Below are 17,875 nucleotides of genomic sequence, written 5' to 3'. Positions count from 1 at the left end.
AAATACCGTGGTTGAAAGTTTTTTAAATTATTAAAATCAAGAATACATCATAGCTATCATTTTAAAATATCAATGAATGTATTGATAAAATTGGCTAATTTATTGAGTAATACCACCGGGAACAAAATCAAATTAAAAGGCCTGACATTGGTTGAATATTAAGTTCAGGCCTTATAAATCGCTTAACTAAAAGAGTACAACTTTATGATTAACGGTTTTTATCTTGTTAAAGAGACTACATTTCACGGAGTAGCCAGAATGCGAATGCCGTCATCAGAAACGAGCCCGCTAAGTTTGCCCCCATGGTGCCTAATGCCCAGCCTATTCGTCCTTCATTAAATAAGGCGACCACCTCAACAGAAAAAGTAGAAAAGGTGGTTAAGCCACCACAAAAACCTGTGGTAAGCATGATTTTCCAAATAGGGTCAATATTGGGAGCTTTACTAAACCAAGCAATGCCAAAGGCGATAATAAAGGCACCAATACAGTTAGCGACCAAGGTCCCCGTTGCAAAATGGGGAAAAAGAGAATTAAGGCGGTAGCTAATTAGCCAGCGTAGTACGCTACCTAAACCACCGCCGATAAATACAGCTATTGCAATGTTAAGCATAAGAGAGATTAATCGTTATTTAACCTCAATCCCTTGAGCTTGAAGATCAGCATGATAAGACGAACGAACAAATGGTCCACAAGCGGCGTGGGTAAAGCCCATTGCTAATGCTTGCTCTTTCATATATTCAAACTCGTCAGGACTGACGTAGCGTTGAACAGGAAGATGGTGACGACTGGGTTGTAAATATTGCCCTAATGTCAGCATCGTTACACCATGTTTACGCAGATCGCGCATCACGTCAATAATTTCTTCATTTGTTTCACCTAAACCGACCATTAACCCCGATTTAGTTGGAATATTTGGGTGGGCTTGTTTAAAGCGTTCTAGTAACGTTAGAGACCATTGATAGTTCGCACCAGGACGCACTTGACGATAAACACGAGGTACGTTTTCTAAATTGTGGTTAAAGACGTCTGGTGGTGTGTCAGTGAGGATCTCTAATGCTTTATCCATACGACCACGGAAATCAGGGACTAAAGTTTCGATGCGAATATTAGGATTTTTTTCACGGATAGCGGTAATACAATCGGCAAAATGTTGTGCACCACCATCGCGTAGGTCATCGCGATCTACTGAGGTGATAACAACATAACGTAATCCCATATCTTTTATCGTTTGGGCTAATTTAATTGGCTCTTGGGGATCGGGTGCGTTAGGACGACCATGAGCAACGTCGCAAAATGGGCAACGACGCGTACAGATTGCCCCTAAGATCATAAAGGTTGCGGTACCGTGGTTAAAACATTCTGCAAGATTAGGGCATGAAGCCTCTTCACAAACAGAATGCAGGCCATTTTTACGCATGGCCGCTTTAATACCTTGAATTTTACTTGAATCTGCGGGCAACTTTATTTTCATCCACTCAGGTTTGCGTAGCAGTTCTTCACGTTCTGTAACGATTGTTTTAACAGGAATAAGTGCCATTTTATCGGCGTCACGATATTTTACGCCGCGTTCCATCTGAATAGGTTTACTCATAATTGTGCCAGTTCCAGTTATCTAGGGTGATTAACACGATGTGACTGAGGTAATCAAGGTTTTAAAAAAAAATGATAAATGTTAAAAAAATTATAGCATTTTTATTGCTGTGGTTGGAATCCCAGTTGTGTACAAAAATGGTTGATTAATAATGATGCCACTTGTTCCGATGTTGCATTCGGCGCCAAATCAACCAGTTGTGTCATTTTTAGATCAGGATAACCACAAGGATTTATTCGCGTAAAAGGAGATAAGTCCATATCAACATTAAGTGCTAGACCGTGAAAAGAGCAACCTTTGCGTATACGTAATCCCAAAGAGCAAATTTTATCACCATTAACATACACGCCCGGTGCATCTGCACGAGCATATGCGTCTACATTAAATTCTGCGAGTGTGTTGATCACAGTATTCTCTAAAACAGTGACTAATTGGCGAACGCCAATATGGTTACGTTTTAGATCAAGCAAAACATACATCACTTGTTGGCCAGGGCCGTGGTAGGTTACTTGTCCACCGCGGTCAGATTGGATCACCGGTATAGAGCCTGTGTTTAAAAGGTGTTCTGCTTTACCCGCTTGACCTTGGGTAAAAACCTGTTCATGTTGAACCAGCCAAATTTCATCAGGTGTATGACTTTCCCGTTTTTCCGTAAACTGATGCATAGAATCAGAAACCGGTAAATAGGGTTTCATACCCAATTGGCGAATAATGATTGTTTTATCTTGCACCGTGAAAATCTTCATTTGTAGCGTAATTGTGAAAGGCAGTATAACGCTCCAACAAATGAACTACCAGAATGAGATGAGATTATTGCTTCAGTTTGTGTTTGATAAAGGAATATTGATAAAAAAACGACGTAGTGAGAAGGGGGATAGATGTGATTAACCAAGAAGAGCTTAATTGGCGATTAACCCCAATTAGGCTTTTATTTTAGTGAGACTTGCTAAAACTAGGTGACAAATCAATAACGAAATAATAAGAATTAATATAAGAAGTAAGGTGAAAGAGAAAGAGAAAGATAAAGAGAAGATACTGCGTAATATTGCTTCTTAAGTACGTCTAATGCCCCCTAATAGGGTAAGGGGGCAAATAGAAAAAAATTATAACACCATGCGAACAAGCTCTAATTCACCTAACTCTTTATAGAGGGTTTCTACTTGTTCAATATGCGTTGCGTTGATAGTCACAGAGACTGAGTGATAGTTACCTTTGCTACTTGGTTTTACTGAAGGTGTATAATCACCGGGTGCATGACGCTGGATCACTTCAACGACTTGGTCAACTAATTCAGGTTTAGCATGTCCCATGACTTTGTAAGTAAATGAGCAAGGGAACTCTAATAGTTCGTTTAATTTTGTTTTCATCATAATGTAATCCTTAAGACAACAGGCGATGTTGTTTTAATAATCTCTTTTACACCTCATCAGCACAAATAAAAAGCGCATTCCTCCTATAATGAGGAATGCGATACTGATAGTTAGGGTAAATATAGAATGGGTAAATGTGTTTATTCCAATATCGATATAATCTTTATATATGGACACATTTATCCTTTTCAAGCCTTAACCAAACCAACGTGAAAATAATAATTTGATGTAATCAATCAAGCGGCTGAAAATGCCACCTTCTTTCACTTCATTCATAACAACAAGTGGACGTTGTTCAATGACTTGCCCATCAAGTTGGAAATTAATGGTGCCAACCACTTGGTTTTTACTGACTGGGGCATGTAATTCAACATTATCTAATACATAGCTGGCCTTTAGATCTTTGAGTCGGCCACGGGGGATCGTGAGATAAACATCTTTATCAACCCCTAATTGCACTTTATCAGTATCACCATACCAGATAGGTTCAGCAGCAAATTCTTTACCCACTTGCAGTGGTTTTACCGTTTCAAAGAAGCGAAAACCCCAAGTAAGTAGTTTTTTACTTTCAGCATCACGGCCTTTAGATGAGTGTCCCCCCATCACGGCAGAAATCAAGCGCATATTTCCTTCTGTTGCAGAGGCAACAAGATTATAACCTGCAGCTTCAGTATGACCCGTTTTAATACCATCAACATTGAGGCTAGTATCCCAAAGTAAACCATTACGGTTAGTTTGACGGATATTATTGTAGGTAAACTCTTTTTCTTTATAAATGGCATATTCTTCTGGAACATCACGAATTAATGCGGCGCCAATCAATGCCATATCTCGTGCACTACTGTATTGCCCAGGTGCATCTAAACCATGTACAGTTTGAAATTGTGTGTTTTGTAAACCTAGACGCTTAACATAGTCATTCATCATAGTGACAAAGGTATCTTGGCTTCCCGCAACATAAGAGGCCATTGCTACACAGGCATCATTACCTGATTGTAGATTGATACCGCGTGTTAATTGTGAAACGGTGACTTTATCACCGGGTTTTAAAAACATTAATGATGAGCCGCGAAATACAGGGTTGCCCGTTGCCCATGCTTCTTCACCAATAGGAACAATATCGTTGTTCGATATTTTTCCTGCACGAATGGCTTGACCTATAACATAACTGGTCATCATTTTGGTTAAACTGGCTGGATCACGACGGACATCTGCATTTTTTTCCGCAAGGACTTTCCCAGAATTATAGTCGATAAGAATATAGGATTCGGCTTCGATATTAGGAACAGCGGGTATCATTGTTTTTAATGTGTCATCAGCAATAGCATGATGGCTAATAGCTAATAATATAAAGGTTGCACTAAATAGACGTGTTCTTAGTAATTTCACTGGGCGTGTCTGTTTCATTCTGTTTGTCTGTTCCGGAAATTCAGGGAAAATAAATAAAAGTTGATAAGAAAAATATCAGCAAACTCAGGTGATTCTATGCCTGAATTTGCTTTTAGAAAAAGAGTTTTTACGAATTATTACCCTTTATTGGCTAACAATAAACCCATCGATATTTTTACTTTGTTTCAAAGCACTTTTTATTGTTTCGGCTTGCGTTTTTGATGAGTAGGGGCCTAATTGCACTTTATGTAGTCCATCAGTTGTATTAATGACACCTTGGGTATTTAAAGCATTGGTTAATTCAGTTAACCATGTTTGTGCATTAGTTTGATTACTTAAAGCACCTACTTGTACATAGTAGCCTTGCGCTATTGCACTAGATGAAGATACTGGCTGTGGAGCTGGAGCTGGAGCTGGAGCTGGAGCTGGAGCTGGTTGAGTCACTGTTATGGGAGACGGTGCTGTTACAGAGGGTTGGGGAGCCATTGTCGATGGCTGAGTATTAAAGTTAGGACGCTCAGGTAATGTAGTGGCTCTTTTCTCTATTTGTGCACCTTGAGTACCAATACCACTTATTTGGCCATTTTGATCAACGACAATACCTTCAATTTGAATAGGGGTTGTTGGCATTAACTGCAAACTGTTATAAACAGCAGGTGTAACCTGTATTTGTTTGCCTTCAACGTAAGGGCCACGATCGTTAATTCGCACAATCATTGTGCGTCCATTGATTAAGTTTGTTATTTTCGCATAACTTGGAATAGGCAATGTTGGGTGTGCCGCAGCAAACTCATAAGGGTTGACTCGTTCACCTATGGTTGTTAAGCGACTCATTGCTAAGCTGTCGTAAACAATCGCTTGTCCTCGTTCACTAAAGTTCGCCGGATCTTTGACTATGCGATAAATTACCCCATTTTTACGATAATCTTGATTCGCAGTCGGGTGATAAGGCTCATAACGAGGCTCTATACCTAATACGGGTTGTGTAGGTACATTTGGCAACCTTGTGGTTGGCTGATTATTATTCACAGGTTTATCAGCAACACATCCTGCAAGTAGCAATGCACTGACACCCATCAAAACCCATTGCAAACGCATAGAAACCTCATTATAAACTTTTTGATAATAGTTTTCGGTGTGTATGAATTGACATAACAATGCCAAATCCTGCCATTAGTACAATTAATGCCGATCCCCCATAGCTTACCAGTGGTAATGGCACGCCGACTACTGGGAGGATCCCACTCACCATACCAATATTGACGAAAACATAAACAAAGAAGATCAGCATTAATCCACCAATCATGACTCTGCCAAATGTATTTTGTGCTTTTGTCGCGAGATAAAGACCTCGAGCAATTAAGAGTATATAGAGCGTTAGTAGGATTAAAACACCAATCAGTCCTAATTCTTCTGCGAGTACGGCAAAAATAAAGTCGGTATGGCGCTCTGGTAAAAATTCAAGTTGAGACTGAGTCCCTTGTAACCAACCTTTGCCATGTAATCCACCAGAACCGATAGCAATTTTAGATTGGATAATGTGATATCCGGCTCCTAAGGGGTCAATTTCAGGATCAAGTAACATCATGACCCGTGTTCGTTGGTAATCATGCATCAAGAAAAACCAGAGTATCGGAATAAATCCAGCAATTAATAGTGTTGCGACAGTAATCAAACGCCAACTCATACCGGCAAGGAAGATAACAAAAATTCCTGAAGCAGCAATTAAAATAGAGGTACCCAAATCAGGTTGTGCTGCCACTAAAAGGGTGGGGACGAAGATCAACACTAAGGCTATTGCTGTGTTACGTAATGTTGGCGGACAAACATCACGGTTCATAAAGCGAGCTACCATTAGAGGAACGGCAATTTTGGCAATTTCAGAAGGCTGAAAACGTATGATACCTAAATCAAGCCAGCGTTGTGCACCTTTACTAATTTGCCCAAAGACATCAACAAAAATAAGTAATACAACACAAAATACGTAAAGGTGAGGAGCCCAGTTTTCATACACCCGAGGAGGGATCTGCGCCATGATAATCATAACGATAAAACCCGTAGCAATTTGTCCCAGCTTGCGTTCCATCATATCGGGATCTTGCCCACTTGCTGTCCACATAATAAATGCGCTGTAGCATAATAAGGCAATAATGCAGAGCATAAAGAATGGATCGATATGTAAACGCGTCCAGAGTGATTTTTTCTTGTTATTTTCTGTCATTGGGTTATTCCTCTGAGCCACGCGGTGAAGGCGGGGAAATAGGCAACTCGGTGTTGTTGTCTCCAAGTATAATATGATCAAGTATTTGGCGAGTAATATCCCCAACAGATGGGCCAGCACCACCATTTTCTAAAATTATAGAGACGGCAACGGTAGGGTTTTCATAAGGCGCAAAAGCAATCATTAATTTATGATCACGAAGATGTTCTGCTAATTGGCTAGCATTATAGGTTTCATAACTAAATACCTGTGCTGTACCTGATTTTGCGGCAATCTTATAAGGAGCATCAGCAAAGCTACGTCGCCCTGTACCATTGGGTAGATTGGCGACACCATACATACCGTACTTCGCTAACTCCCAATAACCGGAGTTGATATCGCCAATTTGGCGTGTCTCTTTATCCACGTAAGGTAGCATTTCATTACCTAACTTGGTGCCGTAAAGTAAGTGAGGGGTTTTAACCTGACCATCGTTAATTAAGGTCATTAACGCTTTTGACATTTGGATTGGGGTCGCCGTCCAGTAACCCTGACCTATACCAACAGGGATGGTATCCCCTTGATACCAAGGTTTTTTATATCGTTGTTGTTTCCATTCTCGGGTTGGCATAATGCCATTACGCTCTTCAGAAAGGTCAATCCCCGTGTATTCACCATAGCCAAAGCGGGACATCCATGTGGAAATACGATCAATACCCATATCATAGGCAACTTGATAGAAGAAAGTATCTGCTGACTCAATAATGGATTTAGTAACATTGAGTTTTCCATGACCCCAACGTTTCCAGTCACGATAGCGTTTTTCAGAGCCGGGCAGTTGCCACCAGCCCGGATCATGGATAGTTGTGTTAGGAGTAATAACCCCTTCACTTAGGGCTGCAACAGACATAAAGGGTTTAACCGTTGATGCCGGAGGATAGAGCCCTTGGGTTGCCCGGTTTATTAATGGTCTATCGGGATTATTAAGTAGGCCTTGATAGTCTGTATTAGATATTCCCCCAACAAATAGGTTAGGGTCATAACTTGGATTAGAAACCAGTGCTAATATCTCGCCGTTACGAGGATCTGTGACGACCACAGCCGCTCGGCTGGTGGTTAATAGCGTTTCAATATAGGTTTGTAATTCCAGATCGATAGTTAGGTAGATATCTTTACCGGCTTGTGGTGGTTGCTCATGCAATTGGCGGATCACACGGCCACGGCTATTAACTTCGACCTCTTCATAACCGGTTTTACCATGCAAAACAGATTCATAATAGCGTTCAATACCTAATTTACCGATATCTCGGGTTGCTGCGTAATTAGGATAGAGCCCTTCTTTTTCAAGACGTTCTACATCTTTATCGTTAATTTTTGCAACATAACCAATAACATGAGTAAGAGCTGAACCATAAGGGTAATAGCGACGTTGATAGCCTTTGATTTCTAATCCGGGATAGCGATATTGATTAATGGCAAAACGTGCCACTTGCACTTGGTCAAGTGACGTTTTAAGCGGAATAGAACTAAAACGACGAGAGCGTTTTCGCTCTTTTTCAAATGCAGCAATATCGTCGTCAGTTAAATCAACGACCTCTCGTAAACTCTCCAATGTTTCTTGGATATTAGCCACTTTCTCCGGTACGATTTCTAATTGATAGATAGTACGATTTAGGGCAAGTGGAACCCCATTACGATCGTAAATAATGCCTCGGCTCGGTGGGATGGGAACTAATTTGATCCGGTTATCATTCGAGCGAGTTTGATAATCATCATGGCGAGCGACTTGTAAGTGATACAAGTTAAAAACTAAGATGCCCGTTAAAACTAAGATCCCTGAAAATGCGACAATAACACGGCGGATAAAGAGTTTTGACTCCGCTGTATAATCTCGAAACGGGGTGCGTTTTCTTTTCTTCATCCCATTAGTTGATTTCACTTACTTACCCGCCAATTTATTATTCCCGATGATAAGGATGGTTTGTGGTAATACTCCATGCACGGTAAAGGCTTTCTGCTACCACTACACGTACTAGCGGATGTGGCATAGTTAATGGAGATAAAGACCAACTTTGTTCTGCAGCTGCTTTACAAGCGGGGGCTAAACCTTCAGGGCCACCAATTAATAAGCTGACATTTCTTCCATCTAACTTCCAGCGATCGAGTTGCTCGGCAAGTTTTGGGGTATCCCAACGGGCGCCAGGAATATCAAGGGTGACGATACGATTTCCTTTACCTACCGCTGCTAACATCTGTTCGCCTTCTTTTTCGAGAATACGCTTAATATCAGCATTTTTCCCTCGTTTACCCGCGGGGATCTCGATGAGTTCTAAGGGCATATCTTTGGGAAAGCGGTTAAGATAATCCATAAAGCCGGTCTGGATCCAGTCCGGCATTTTTGTACCAACGGCGATGAGCTGTAATTTCAAACTCAGCTCCAGAGTTTTTCGAGTTCGTACATACGGCGACTGTCTTCTTGCATTACGTGTACCATGGCTTCACCAAGGTCAACAACAATCCAATCAGAAACGCCTTGTCCTTCGATGCCTAAAGGTTGTAATCCTGCTTCACGACAGTCATCAACCAGATTATCGGCGACAGACATTAAGTGTCTGTTTGAAGTTCCCGTACAGATGATCATGTAATCAGTGACACTTGATTTTCCACGAACATCTAATGCGATAATGTCTTGAGCTTTAGAATCCTCAAGTTTATCAATAATAAATTGCTGTAATTCTGAGCCTTGCAAAAGGGTCACCTTTTTCTATTTAGTTAACTCAATCGAGAAAATAACAAAGCGCTATTTTAAAGGAATTTATACCAATAAATCTATTTTACTCGATGATTTATTCCAGTTGTCGATAGCAAAAACATCTATCAAGTATGGTTGCTATTCGACGCTTGATTTAGAAAAATTCATATATGCCTATTTATTGCGCCATAATAAATAATAAAAGCCGGCAGATAAGAACTTTCCAATTAGACGACAGTTTTACTCCACAGTTCCCTTAATAGGAACCGAGGGTGAGAATAACAGTAAAACAATGTCTGTCAATGCTCGTGAAATACCTGATAACGGTATCATCACGTCAATGATTGTATCATTATACGGTGTAATGTTGAGATAGTGACTAAGAGAAACAGACGAATGAAAGAAAATTATTATTATTTGGAGCAAACTTCAGAAATAGCGAGTAACAAAAACGCATTGTTACAGGCAGATTGGCAACGATTTTGTCAATTGTTATGCCATGAAGGTATTGAAATTAAACAAAATAATGATGAAAAACGACAAAATAAGGCGGTGATTTGTCGGGTTAAAATGAAAGGGGACTATTCATCAACCTTATTCACGCAGATTTTAGGGGGAGGAGAGTTACAATTAACCCTTGAACAATTTTCTCAACCTAGTGGATTGGAACATTTTCTGACACAGTTTTTTGCCTTAATTGATTATCAACAGCAGGTAAATACTAAGTTGAGCAAAAAAGCACTGATCCAATTTCATAGTCGATATAAATATTTGTTAATGGCTTATTCTCAAGTCGCTTATCGAGAATTGGGGCGTTATATGGCCAATATCCCTAATTCGCTACCGCTGTTACAATTTGCCGAGCAGTATCAAAAGGCCTTAATGAAAGCACTGTCAATACCAGCAACTCGAGAAGGGCATACCAATGCATTAATGCATATGGCGGGATATTTTAAGCGAGCACTTAGCGCAGAGCAAAAACAGTTGTTAACACAAGAGATTTTATCTTATCGGCAAGGAAAAACGAGTCTTTCGGCTCCTTTGTCACGGTTGAAAAACTACTTGGCGTTTTATCCTGATAATTATCTACTTTCTCAACGCTATTTTTCACCTTATCCAGCGGTATTTGATGACTTAAGAGCGCAATTTTAATCTCTAAGATCTGTTATCGATACAACTGATGCTGTTTGATATAGTTTTCAACAGACTCAGGCAGAAGATCATGACAATCTAATCCTGCTTTATGTCTAGCCCTAATATCGGTCGCTGAAATATTGTATAAAGGAGTATCAGCAAGAAAAATTTTCCCGGCGGGTAAACAGTGAATATCTGCTTGCTGTTTGGTTTGATGTTGTTCAAGCCAGGTTTGCATTTGTGGTGATGTAAATGTGGTTTGGTAACCCGGGCGAGCGCAAACCAATAAGTGACACACATCTAACAACTCTTCCCATTTATGCCAAGTATCAATTGAAAGTAATGAATCTTGTCCAATAATAAAGGCTAATGGCTGTTTCTCACCAATTTCTTGTCTAAACGCTTTTAATGTCTCAATGGTATAAGAGGGAGTCGGTTTCTCTAACTCTCGAGTGTCGACTTTGAAAGCACTAAAAGGTTGTAATGCGAGCCGCACCATGGCTAATCGCTGTTGTGAAGAGGCTTCTGGTTGGGGGCGATGAGGGGGAATATTATTAGGCAACCAAATCACTTCTTTTAGCCCTATCAAGCCAGAAAGGGCTTCTACAGGACGTAAATGCCCATAATGGATCGGATCAAAAGTACCACCATATAGAGCAATGGCTTGATGAATTAAAGGGGGGTTATTATTGGTGCTAGCCATGGCGAATAAATCCTTCCGGTAATGCTTTTCCACATAATAATAAGCCAAGGGCATGAAGTTCAGGCCAAACGTTTTGTCCGTGATCCTGTTTAAGGGTTATTTCAATCTGGGTAAGTAATCGCATGGCAGTGAGTAATTGATGCTCTGACAAACGTTGTAACGCGGCGGTAAATATCGGACGTCGGTTTTGCCATATCCGATGTTGATCGAAAACGGATTTTAAGGAGGCCGTTTTAGCGCTACGATGTAAGGTAATTAATTGCATTAATTCGCGTTGCAATGTTCTAAGCAGAATAACGGGTTCAATATCCTCTCTTTTTAGTTGCTGCAAGATATGCCATGCCCGTTGGGTTTTACCTGCTAATAATGCATCAATCCAATGATAAGCAGTAAAATGAGAGGCATCATTGACAGCCGCTTCAACTCTTGGCAGGGTTAATTTACCATCAGGATAGAGCAAACAGAGGCGTTCAATTGCTTGAGCTAAAGCGAGTAAATTTCCTTCATAGCAGTAACACAGTAATTGATTACCTTGTTCATCAAGCTCAAGGCCTTTTTGCTTGGCGCGTCTCGCTACCCAATTTGGTAATTTATCTAACTCAGGAGTTAAGCAAGTCACATAAATACCTTGCTGGCTGAGTGCTTTAAACCATTCACTATTTTCCTGTGCCTTGGTTAATTTATGTCCACGTAAAATTAACAAGAGATCTTCATGCAATTCGTGAGATAAGCGTAAGAGCTTTTCTGACATTGCTGCATTAGGACCATTTTCAGGAAGATGGAGTAAGATAGATTGCTTTTGTGAAAAAAGACTCAGTGACTGACAGAGTGAATATATTTCATTCCAATCAGTGCTGTTATCAAGGGTAAATTGATAATGTTCCGTAAAGCCTTGTGATTTTGCCACCGTTTGAATGGCATCTTGAGATTCTTGGAGTAATAGCGGTTCATTACCCCAAAGTAGGTAACTTTGGCGCAACCCCTCTTGGAGTTGCGCATTAAGTTGTTCTGGATAAAGGCGGATCATTTGGCTGGTGAGATTATCTGTTTCGCTTTAGCTGCCTCTGACGCTTTTTGGCGTTCAGCATTGTGAACCACCAATAATTTACGTACTAAGATAGCGGTAGCCTGTTCACGCATTTCCTGTTTGATAATATCATTTTCGGCATCTTTAGCTAATGCTTCTAATGGGTTATCAAAGAATGGACGTGAAACCTGTGATGAAATAGGGTAGATGGTTCCATCAGGCATAATCACTTGTGCATCTAGGACAAAAGTGAGCTGACGTTCAGCCGATTTACCGTCTTGATACACAGAGACAGTCTCTTTATTTTCTGAAGATCCAACAATTTTGAGAACAGGAATATCTGCTTTTGGCGTTTCAACCAGTTGAACTCCACTTAATCTCAATTGTTGACGCATTACACGAGACAGTGGCCCGTATGGGTCACCAGAGCTTAGGTAAAGCGTTTTTAATTCAGCTGGAACTTGGGTTTTACCTTGTAGGTGAAAACCGCAGCCAGCGGTGACCAACACCGCTAACGCAAAAAACAGCGAAAATAGATATCGCACTAAGCCTCCTTATCAGCCAACAACGATGTTCAGTAATTTGCCCGGTACATAAATCACTTTACGTACGGTGACATTTTCTAAATATTTAGCAACACTGTACTCTTTTGTTGCCATTTCCTGAACATAATCTTTTTCTGAATTAGCAGGAACAGTGATACGACCACGTACTTTACCATTAACTTGAACAATAATAAGTTTCGTGTCATCGATCATCGCTTCTTCATCAGCAACAGGCCATGGTGCAACATCAATATCCTCTTTACCACCTAACGCTTGCCACATGACAAAACAAGCATGTGGAATGATAGGAGAAAGCATACGTACCACTGCTTCTAATGCTTCTTGCATTAAAGCACGATCTTGCTCAGTCTCTTGTGGTGCACGTGTTAATTTATTCATTAACTCCATAATCGCAGCAATAGCCGTATTGAATGCTAAGCGGCGACCTACATCATCAGAAACTTTGGCGATAGTTTTGTGTAAATCGCGACGTAAGTCTTTCTGCTCTGTGGTTAATGTTGCCAAATCAAGTGATTGAGTCGTTCCTTTTTCGGTATGCTCATGAACTAAACGCCATAAACGACGTAAGAAACGGTTCGCACCTTCAACACTTGATTCTTGCCACTCAAGTGTTAATTCTGGTGGTGCAGCAAACATCATAAATAGACGTACGGTATCAGCACCATAACGCTCAACCATGGTTTGTGGGTCGATGCCGTTATTTTTTGATTTAGACATTTTGCTCATACCAGCGTAAGTCAGTTCATGGCCTGCACTGTCAGTTGCTTTGATGATGCGATTTTTTTCATCACGTTCAACAATCGCTTCTGCAGGAGAGACCCAATGGCGAGCGCCATCTTCACCGGTATAATAAAATGCATCTGCTAATACCATGCCTTGGCACAGTAAGCGTTTAGCAGGTTCATCAGAATTAACTAAACCAGCATCACGCATCAATTTATGGAAGAAACGGAAATACATCAGGTGCATGATAGCGTGTTCAATACCACCAATGTACCAGTCAACCGGTAACCAATAGTTAGCAGCTTTTGGATCTAACATTCCCTTGTCGTAATCAGGGCAGGTATAACGTGCGTAATACCAAGAAGATTCCATAAAGGTATCAAAAGTATCTGTTTCACGTAGCGCTGGTTGACCATTAATCGTTGTTTTAGCCCACTCAGGATCCGCTTTAATTGGACTGGTAATGCCGTCCATTTTCACATCTTCTGGTAAAATAACCGGTAATTGGTCATCAGGAACAGGAACAACGCTACCATCTTCTAAGGTTGCCATTGGAATTGGCGCACCCCAATAACGCTGACGAGAAACCCCCCAGTCACGTAAACGGTAATTCACTTTACGTTCACCCACACCCATTGCAGTAAGTTTATCTGCAATAGCATTAAAACCAGCTTGGTTATCAAGTCCTGAGAATTCACCCGAGTTAATCAGGCTATTTTTCTCAGTCAGAGCGCCTGTTGATAAGTCAGGTTGGTTACCTTCTGCATCAGCAATAACCGCTTTAATCGGCAAACCATATTTAGTGGCAAATTCCCAGTCGCGTTCATCGTGACCTGGAACGGCCATAACCGCACCTGTACCGTATTCCATTAAGACAAAGTTAGCTACCCAAATAGCGACTTTCTCTTGGGTTAATGGATGAATAGCATACAGACCTGTAGCAATACCTTTTTTCTCCATGGTTGCCATTTCAGCTTCTGCCATCTTCATGTTACGGCATTCATCAATGAAGTGCTGAATTTCAGGATTATTTTGAGCGGCTTTTTGAGCTAATGGATGACCGGCGGCCACAGCAACATAAGTGACCCCCATAAAGGTATCTGGACGTGTGGTATATACGGTCATGGTATCGTCGCTATCTGCGACATCAAAGGTAATTTCTACACCTTCAGACCGGCCAATCCAGTTACGTTGCATGGTTTTAACTTGTTCTGGCCATTCATCTAACGTATCTAAGTCGTTTAACAGCTCTTCAGCATAATCGGTGATTTTAATAAACCACTGTGGAATTTCTTTGCGCTCGACAGGGGTGTCGCAACGCCAGCAACAACCATCGATGACTTGTTCGTTAGCCAGTACGGTTAAGTCGTGTGGGCACCAGTTTACAGCAGAGGTTTTTTTATACACTAAACCTTTTTCATACAGCTTAGTGAAAAACCACTGTTCCCAACGATAATATTCTGGTGTACAGGTGGTGACTTCACGATCCCAATCATAACCAAAGCCCAGTTTTTTTAACTGGCCTTTCATATAATTGATATTTTCATAAGTCCACGGTGCAGGTGCGGTGTTATTTTTTACGGCAGCACCTTCTGCAGGTAAACCAAACGCATCCCAACCAATAGGTTGTAAGACGTTTTTACCCAACATACGTTGATAACGGGAAATCACGTCACCAATGGTGTAGTTACGGACGTGTCCCATGTGTAGTCGACCAGAAGGATAAGGTAGCATTGACAGGCAGTAATATTTTTCTTTGTTATTATCTTCTGTCACTTTAAATGTATTGTTCTTTTCCCAGTGTTCCTGGATAGTTTGCTCTATATCTTCGGGACGATATTGTTCTTGCATGGCACCGATAATCCTATGGTGAATTAATGGCTACCGAAGGGTAACCGCTATGATGAATTAAGACTTGCATAGCATAGCTGATTTTGTCTAATAGCCACAACTATTGATCTCAAGGAAAGCCATTGTTTGCATAACTTTTTTGCCACAATGGCGAGATAGCGCGAAAACAGCATTTTTTTGTTAATGATAAATGCGAGATTTTCAACCGCTTAGCCTAATTATTGCAAGAAAAATGAATTAATTGCTACTGTGTTGCGTCATCAAAGGTTGATGATTATTTTTAGCGATATTTTGCTGGCATGTAATAATTCATGCCAGCAAAGGGGAAAAGTGAGTGGGATAAAAAAGAAAATTGAAGATTAATGTAAGATTTTAGCTAGGAAATCTTTAGCCCTTTCTGATTTAGGATTATCAAAGAAGTCATTTTTCGGGCTATCTTCGACAATACGACCTTCATCCATAAAAATAATACGGTCAGCAACTTTTTTAGCAAAGCCCATTTCGTGTGTAACCACCATCATGGTCATGCCTTCATTCGCCAGCTCAACCATAACATCAAGAACTTCATTAATCATTTCAGGATCAAGTGCGGAGGTGGGTTCATCAAATAGCATCGCAATAGGATCCATACATAAAGCACGAGCAATAGCAACGCGTTGTTGTTGACCACCAGAAAGTTGAGCAGGGTATTTATTAGCGTGGTTGGCTAAGCCTACGCGTTCTAATAATTTTAGCCCTTTCTCTTTTGCTGCACCTTTCTCTCTATTAAGGACTTTCACTTGCGCTAGTGTAAGATTTTCAATAATGGAAAGGTGAGGAAATAATTCAAAGTGTTGAAACACCATACCAACTTTGGCTCGTAACTTAGCTAAATCAGTTCGTTTATCATTGACTTTTATATCATTTACTAGGATTTCACCTTGTTGTATAGGCTCTAAACCATTAACGGTTTTGATAAGCGTCGATTTACCTGAGCCTGAAGGTCCACAGACAACAACAACTTCCCCCTTTTTCACTTCAGTGGAACAATCTGTCAGCACTTGAAACTGACCATACCATTTGGATACATCTTTTAGGGAAATCATCTAAGTAGTCCTTTTTTTAAGAAAGTTCACTAACATTGAAGCGGAGAAACTAATTATAAAGTAGACAAAACCAGCAAAAAGGATCATTTCAACCTGTGTGCCATCACGCTCACCAATATTTGCCGCTGTTCGGAAAAAGTCGGTCAGACTTAATACATACACGAGTGAGGTATCTTGAAATAAAACGATACCTTGTGTGAGCAATAAAGGGATCATGGCACGAAATGCTTGAGGTAAAATCACTAAACGCATCGTTTGTGATTTTGTCATTCCTAAAGCTAAGGATGCTGAAAACTGGCCTTTACTGATACTTTGTATACCTGCTCTGATGATTTCAGAGTAATAAGCAGCTTCAAATAGAGAGAACGCTACCATTGCTGAAATTAAACGGATATCACTTTTTGGTGAAAGGCCTAGAACATTTTGTAATATGTTAGGCACAATTAAATAGAACCACAGTAATACCATCACTAAAGGAATAGAACGAAAGGTATTAACGTAAGCGGCTGCAAACCAACTGATGGGCTTAAAAGTAGATAAGCGCATCACTGCAAGTATTGTTCCCCATAAAATACCGATAACAATTGCTGTTATGGTAATTTTTAAGGTAATGACCATGCCATCCATTAAAAAAGGTAGGCTAGGAACAACAGAACTCCAGTCAAACTCGTACATTATTGACCTCCTGCTGTGCCAGGTAAACGCACCCGTTTTTCTAACCAGTGCATAATCAACATAATAATGACGTTAATAAAGACATAGGCTAGCGTGATAGCGGTAAAGGATTCATAAGCTTTAGCTGAATAATCTAATAATTTATTCGCTTGCGCAGCCATATCAATCAGGCCAATCGTTGAGGCGATTGCAGAGTTTTTGACTAAGTTCAGCATTTCAGAGGTCATTGGCGGAATAATGACGCGATAAGCATTAGGTAATAAAACATAGCGGTAGGTTTGTGGCAGTGTTAAGCCTAGTGCTAAGCCTGCTGCTTTTTGTCCTCTTGGTAATGAATTGATTGCCGCCCGCACCTGTTCACACATGCGCGCTGCGGTAAACAAACCTAAACAGAGTGCTGAAGAGACAAAGAATTGGATATTCGGCGTTAAGTCCATTTTGAACCAATCACCAATAGCTTGTGGTAAGAGTTCAGGGATCACTAAATACCATGTGAAGAATTGTACAATCAGGGGGACGTTACGAAATAGTTCAACATAGATAGCCCCTAAACTAGAGAGCAAGCGATTAGGTACGGTTCGTAAAATACCAAAAAAAGAGCCGACAATAAAAGCGATGATCCAAGCACAAAGAGATAAAGCGACAGTAACTTGAAAGCCTGAAATAAGCCAACCTAAGTAAGTGGTATTTCCAAAAGGGGCTTCTTGGAAGAATATCCCCCAATCCCAATCAATCGACATGATTTCACCTCCGGTGAAAAAAATGGGGCAGGGAACGGCTGCCCCAAACTTCACTGATCTGTCTGTCCA

Annotated in this window: 18 protein-coding genes; 1 reads left to right on the top strand and 17 read right to left on the bottom strand. The window is 40.6% G+C overall.

The features are described 5' to 3' along the window. Positions 1-235: 235 nt before the first annotated feature. From crcB to rsfS, 10 genes are all read right to left on the bottom strand, one after another. Positions 236-610, bottom strand: a complete 375-nt coding sequence (gene crcB / locus HMPREF3129_RS09795; RefSeq protein ID WP_004246058.1) for a fluoride efflux transporter CrcB — start codon at positions 608-610, stop codon at positions 236-238. 15 nt (positions 611-625) lie between these two features. Next, the gene (lipA, locus tag HMPREF3129_RS09790) at positions 626-1,591 is read right to left on the bottom strand and encodes a lipoyl synthase (protein ID WP_004246057.1); all 966 of its coding nucleotides are present in this window, start codon (positions 1,589-1,591) and stop codon (positions 626-628) included. A 101-nt stretch (positions 1,592-1,692) separates the two neighbouring features. After that, positions 1,693-2,337: a lipoyl(octanoyl) transferase LipB gene (lipB, locus tag HMPREF3129_RS09785; RefSeq protein ID WP_004246056.1), complete on the bottom strand. Its 645-nt coding sequence runs from the start codon at positions 2,335-2,337 to the stop codon at positions 1,693-1,695. A gap of 357 nt (positions 2,338-2,694) precedes the next feature. After that, entirely contained in the window at positions 2,695-2,958 is a 264-nt protein-coding gene (ybeD, locus tag HMPREF3129_RS09780; protein WP_026090527.1) for a DUF493 family protein YbeD, read from the bottom strand. Positions 2,959-3,156: 198 nt separating this feature from the next. Continuing rightward, positions 3,157-4,368: a D-alanyl-D-alanine carboxypeptidase DacA gene (gene dacA, locus HMPREF3129_RS09775; RefSeq protein ID WP_004246054.1), complete on the bottom strand. Its 1,212-nt coding sequence runs from the start codon at positions 4,366-4,368 to the stop codon at positions 3,157-3,159. A 126-nt stretch (positions 4,369-4,494) separates the two neighbouring features. Next, positions 4,495-5,448 carry an endolytic peptidoglycan transglycosylase RlpA gene (rlpA, locus tag HMPREF3129_RS09770; protein WP_070486967.1) on the bottom strand — a complete coding sequence of 318 codons (954 nt, stop codon included), beginning with the start codon at positions 5,446-5,448 and terminating at the stop codon, positions 4,495-4,497. A 10-nt stretch (positions 5,449-5,458) separates the two neighbouring features. Then, entirely contained in the window at positions 5,459-6,571 is a 1,113-nt protein-coding gene (gene mrdB / locus HMPREF3129_RS09765; RefSeq protein WP_004246052.1) for a peptidoglycan glycosyltransferase MrdB, read from the bottom strand. A 4-nt stretch (positions 6,572-6,575) separates the two neighbouring features. Then, a complete protein-coding gene (gene mrdA, locus HMPREF3129_RS09760) occupies positions 6,576-8,471 on the bottom strand; it encodes a peptidoglycan DD-transpeptidase MrdA (protein ID WP_004246051.1) in 1,896 nt (631 codons plus the stop codon). Positions 8,472-8,508: 37 nt separating this feature from the next. Further along, positions 8,509-8,979 carry a 23S rRNA (pseudouridine(1915)-N(3))-methyltransferase RlmH gene (gene rlmH, locus HMPREF3129_RS09755; RefSeq protein WP_004246050.1) on the bottom strand — a complete coding sequence of 157 codons (471 nt, stop codon included), beginning with the start codon at positions 8,977-8,979 and terminating at the stop codon, positions 8,509-8,511. Positions 8,980-8,981: 2 nt separating this feature from the next. Further along, positions 8,982-9,308: a ribosome silencing factor gene (rsfS, locus tag HMPREF3129_RS09750; protein ID WP_004246049.1), complete on the bottom strand. Its 327-nt coding sequence runs from the start codon at positions 9,306-9,308 to the stop codon at positions 8,982-8,984. Positions 9,309-9,698: 390 nt separating this feature from the next. On the opposite strand from rsfS, the gene HMPREF3129_RS09745 reads away from it, so the two are divergent. Then, positions 9,699-10,454 (top strand): YbgA family protein, encoded by a 756-nt coding sequence (locus tag HMPREF3129_RS09745; protein ID WP_036919930.1) that lies wholly within the window; start codon positions 9,699-9,701, stop codon positions 10,452-10,454. A 13-nt stretch (positions 10,455-10,467) separates the two neighbouring features. Here HMPREF3129_RS09745 and nadD read toward each other — a convergent pair whose 3' ends face one another. The 7 genes from nadD to HMPREF3129_RS09710 form a co-directional block, all read right to left on the bottom strand. After that, the gene (nadD, locus tag HMPREF3129_RS09740) at positions 10,468-11,139 is read right to left on the bottom strand and encodes a nicotinate-nucleotide adenylyltransferase (RefSeq protein ID WP_004252240.1); all 672 of its coding nucleotides are present in this window, start codon (positions 11,137-11,139) and stop codon (positions 10,468-10,470) included. Beyond that, the gene (gene holA / locus HMPREF3129_RS09735) at positions 11,132-12,166 is read right to left on the bottom strand and encodes a DNA polymerase III subunit delta (protein WP_004247438.1); all 1,035 of its coding nucleotides are present in this window, start codon (positions 12,164-12,166) and stop codon (positions 11,132-11,134) included. Before holA ends, nadD begins: the two co-directional genes overlap by 8 nt. Further along, the gene (gene lptE / locus HMPREF3129_RS09730) at positions 12,163-12,711 is read right to left on the bottom strand and encodes an LPS assembly lipoprotein LptE (protein ID WP_004246045.1); all 549 of its coding nucleotides are present in this window, start codon (positions 12,709-12,711) and stop codon (positions 12,163-12,165) included. Before lptE ends, holA begins: the two co-directional genes overlap by 4 nt. A gap of 12 nt (positions 12,712-12,723) precedes the next feature. After that, complete coding sequence (gene leuS, locus HMPREF3129_RS09725; protein WP_036919931.1) at positions 12,724-15,306, bottom strand: leucine--tRNA ligase; 2,583 nt, start codon at positions 15,304-15,306, stop codon at positions 12,724-12,726. A gap of 359 nt (positions 15,307-15,665) precedes the next feature. After that, positions 15,666-16,391: an amino acid ABC transporter ATP-binding protein gene (locus tag HMPREF3129_RS09720; RefSeq protein WP_004246043.1), complete on the bottom strand. Its 726-nt coding sequence runs from the start codon at positions 16,389-16,391 to the stop codon at positions 15,666-15,668. Continuing rightward, positions 16,392-17,066 carry a glutamate/aspartate ABC transporter permease GltK gene (gltK, locus tag HMPREF3129_RS09715; RefSeq protein WP_004246042.1) on the bottom strand — a complete coding sequence of 225 codons (675 nt, stop codon included), beginning with the start codon at positions 17,064-17,066 and terminating at the stop codon, positions 16,392-16,394. After that, a complete protein-coding gene (locus HMPREF3129_RS09710) occupies positions 17,066-17,806 on the bottom strand; it encodes an amino acid ABC transporter permease (RefSeq protein WP_004247440.1) in 741 nt (246 codons plus the stop codon). The genes gltK and HMPREF3129_RS09710 overlap by 1 nt, the downstream gene beginning before the upstream one ends. Positions 17,807-17,875: the final 69 nt, after the last annotated feature.

Source organism: Proteus sp. HMSC14B05 (assembly GCF_001808035.1).
In the GTDB taxonomy this organism is placed as follows: Bacteria; Pseudomonadota; Gammaproteobacteria; order Enterobacterales; family Enterobacteriaceae; genus Proteus; species Proteus mirabilis.
The sequence above is the reverse complement of the archived record's forward strand: the minus strand, read 5'-3'. Positions and strand labels throughout refer to the sequence as shown.